We start from the raw sequence: 2635 nt of genomic DNA on the forward strand, positions 1-2635 counted from the left end.
CTGTCGGCGCGCGCTGTCCGGCGGGGGCACGGTGGTCGCCGCTGCCCGCGTCGCGCCCGGGGGACTTCCGGCAGCCCGCAGGGCTCCGCCCCGGCCGTTGCGCCTCAAGCGCCGTCGGGGCTCATCTTGAGCCCGTCGGGGGTATGAGCCCGTTGGGGGTCCAGGCGAAGCTCTGGCCGGACCTGAGGACACGGCCGGAGGCCGTACGGGGTTCTGGGGGAGCAACTCCCCGGTTACGGGAAGGGGCGGGGAGGGGAGTAGGGGAGAGGTCCGCCGGACCGCGCCCCGCGGGCGCTACCCCAACTCCGACGCGTACGGCGGCTCCGCGCCCGTGCGGGAGCACGTCAGCGCCGCCGCACGGGCCGCGAAGGTGAGGACCTCGCGCCAGCCGGGCTCGGTCAGGGCGAGCAGGGCCTCCGGGGAGAGCGCGTCGAGCCGTGCCAGGACGTGCAGCAGCGCCGCGTTCACCGTGTCGCCCGCGCCGATCGTGTCCGCGACGGTCACCGCCTCCGCCGGGACGGAAACCTCCAGGCCGTCCCGGGTGCGCACCGTGAGCCCCCGCTCCCCCCGCGTCAGCACCACCGCCGCGGGGCCCGCCGTGGGGCCCTCCCCGAGCCACCGCTGCGGGGAGTCGCCGAGCCATTTCGCGTCGTCCTCGGAGAGCTTCAGCAGCGACACCGACGGCAGCCAGCCCGCGAACCGCGCCCGGTACGCGTCAGGGTCCGGTATCAGCCCCGGCCGGATGTTCGGGTCGAGCAGGGTGAAGCGCCCGCGCCCCGCCTCACGCCGCAGCAGCGCCTCGTACGCGCTCGCTCCCGGCTCCAGCACCATCGAGCACGTTCCGAACGCCAACGCCCGGACCTCACGGGGCAGTTCGGGCGGCAGCTCGAAGAGCCGGTCCGCGCTGCCGGACGCGTAGAAGCCGTATCCCGCGGAGCCGTCCGCCCCGATCGCGGCGACCGCGAGCGTCGTCGGCTCCGGTCCGCGCTGCACCAGGGACGTGCCGACGCCCGCCGCACGCAGCCCGTCCAGCAGTGCCTCGCCGAAGTCGTCCGTCGAGACGCGTGAGCAGAAGGTGACGTTCGCGCCCAGGCGGCCCAGCGCCACGGCCGTGTTGTACGGGCCGCCGCCGAGCCGTGGAAGCAGCGCCGGCAACGGTGCGCCGTCGGCCTTCGCCCGCTGCGGGACCAGGTCGATCAGGGACTCACCGGCGACGACGATCACGGCTGAAAACGTAACCCATCGCTCCGGGGCGCGACAGTACGTCCAGGCCACGACCCGCCCGCAGGCGCCGCGATCTGCGCCGGTATCGTCGGGTCTGTCGCCAACCCCGCCCCCCACCTCTGACCAGTGGAGACTTCATGTCCGGCCATCCCGCCGCCCGCCGTACCGTGCTGAAAGGCGCCGCCCTCGCCGGGGCTGCCGGGCTGGGGGTCGCCGCCTGCTCCACCGAGTCCAAGGTGGGCCACGCCCAGGTCCCGACCCCGACCGCGCCGGTCGAGCTCGGCGCCGCGGACGCGGTTCCGGTCGGGGGTGCCAAGCTCTTCCGCGAGCAGCGACTCGTCGTGCACTGCCCGGCGAAGGGCCAGTACAAGGCGTTCAGCGCGCAGTGCACGCACGCCGGCTGTGTCCTGGACAAGGTGGAGGGCACGGAGGGGAACTGCCCCTGCCACGGCAGCCGCTTCGACTGCACCACCGGCGAGGCCGTCCAGGGCCCGGCGACCGTGCCGCTCCCGGAGGTCCCCGTCACGGTGCGCGACGGGAAGCTCGTCGCCGGTCCGTCCGCGTAGGCCCTGCAGCCAAGGACCTCGGCCCCAGGCCCAGGCCCTGACCTGACCTGACCTGACCTGGCCCTGACCTGACCCGGGCCTCGGCTCAGTCCCAGTCCCAGGCGATCCCCAGGATCCCGGGCCGCACCCCGTGCTCGACCAGATGGACCGTACGGTGCCGGGCGCTCAGCGTCAGGTCCGTACGGCCCGTCCGCGGCGCCCCCGTGGAGGCCTGTGCGAAGCGCCGGCACCGCACCGGCAGTGCCGCCTCGTCGAACCGCACCTGCAGCACGTACTGCGCGCCCGTGAAGCTGAAACCCCGCATGTACTCACCGCTCGGCCCCGCGGTCCCGTCCTCGAAGCCGTAGCCGAAGAAGTACGTCTCGCCCGCCCGCAGCCGCGTGTCGAAGAGCAGCTCCGCCACCAGCACCCCGGTCTCCCGGTCGCCCCGCACGCGCCCGGTGCGGCAGTTCTCCGTCGCCCGCACCACCACCCGTGCGGGGTCGCACCCGGGATCGCCCCGGTGTATCGCCAGATAGCGGTCCATCCCGTCGCGGTGGGCCCGTACGACATGCTGCGAGTCGCGCCCCAGCAGCTCGCGCCCCGCCCCGATCCGTACCCGCTCGTGGTGCCCCACGGTGTGCAGTCCGCCGTCCGCCGGCTGCTCCAGCCCGGCCAGCAGCCGCTCCACCACGCCGGACGCCTCGACCAGCGAACGGTACGACCGTGCGGCGGGGCGGCCCGGGCCGGTCCGCCCGCCGCCCACGGGGGGCCGCCGCCGCAGGGCGTTCCCCCGCAGCGGGAGCCCCACCTCCACTGCCCCGACCGCCCGGAGCGACACGGGGCGCGGCGGGCGGCGCGCGCCC

3 protein-coding genes are annotated in these 2635 nt (G+C 75.4%); 1 reads left to right on the top strand and 2 read right to left on the bottom strand.

Annotated features, from left to right (window positions below; all coding sequences use genetic code 11):
• Window positions 1–294 precede the first annotated feature (294 nt).
• Window positions 295–1224, bottom strand: a complete 930-nt coding sequence (locus ACWGI8_RS42850; protein WP_453668882.1) for a carbohydrate kinase family protein — start codon at window positions 1222–1224, stop codon at window positions 295–297.
• Between the two features lie 137 nt (window positions 1225–1361).
• Here ACWGI8_RS42850 and ACWGI8_RS42855 point away from each other — a divergent pair, with 137 nt between their 5' ends.
• Window positions 1362–1790 (top strand): Rieske (2Fe-2S) protein, encoded by a 429-nt coding sequence (locus ACWGI8_RS42855; protein WP_453668883.1) that lies wholly within the window; start codon window positions 1362–1364, stop codon window positions 1788–1790.
• An 85-nt stretch (window positions 1791–1875) separates the two neighbouring features.
• Here the strand turns inward: ACWGI8_RS42855 and ACWGI8_RS42860 are convergent.
• Window positions 1876–2635, bottom strand: a 760-nt coding sequence (locus ACWGI8_RS42860) for a hypothetical protein (protein ID WP_453668884.1), incomplete at its 5' end; no start/stop codon positions are given.

It is taken from the genome of Streptomyces sp. NPDC054841 (genome assembly GCF_053611045.1).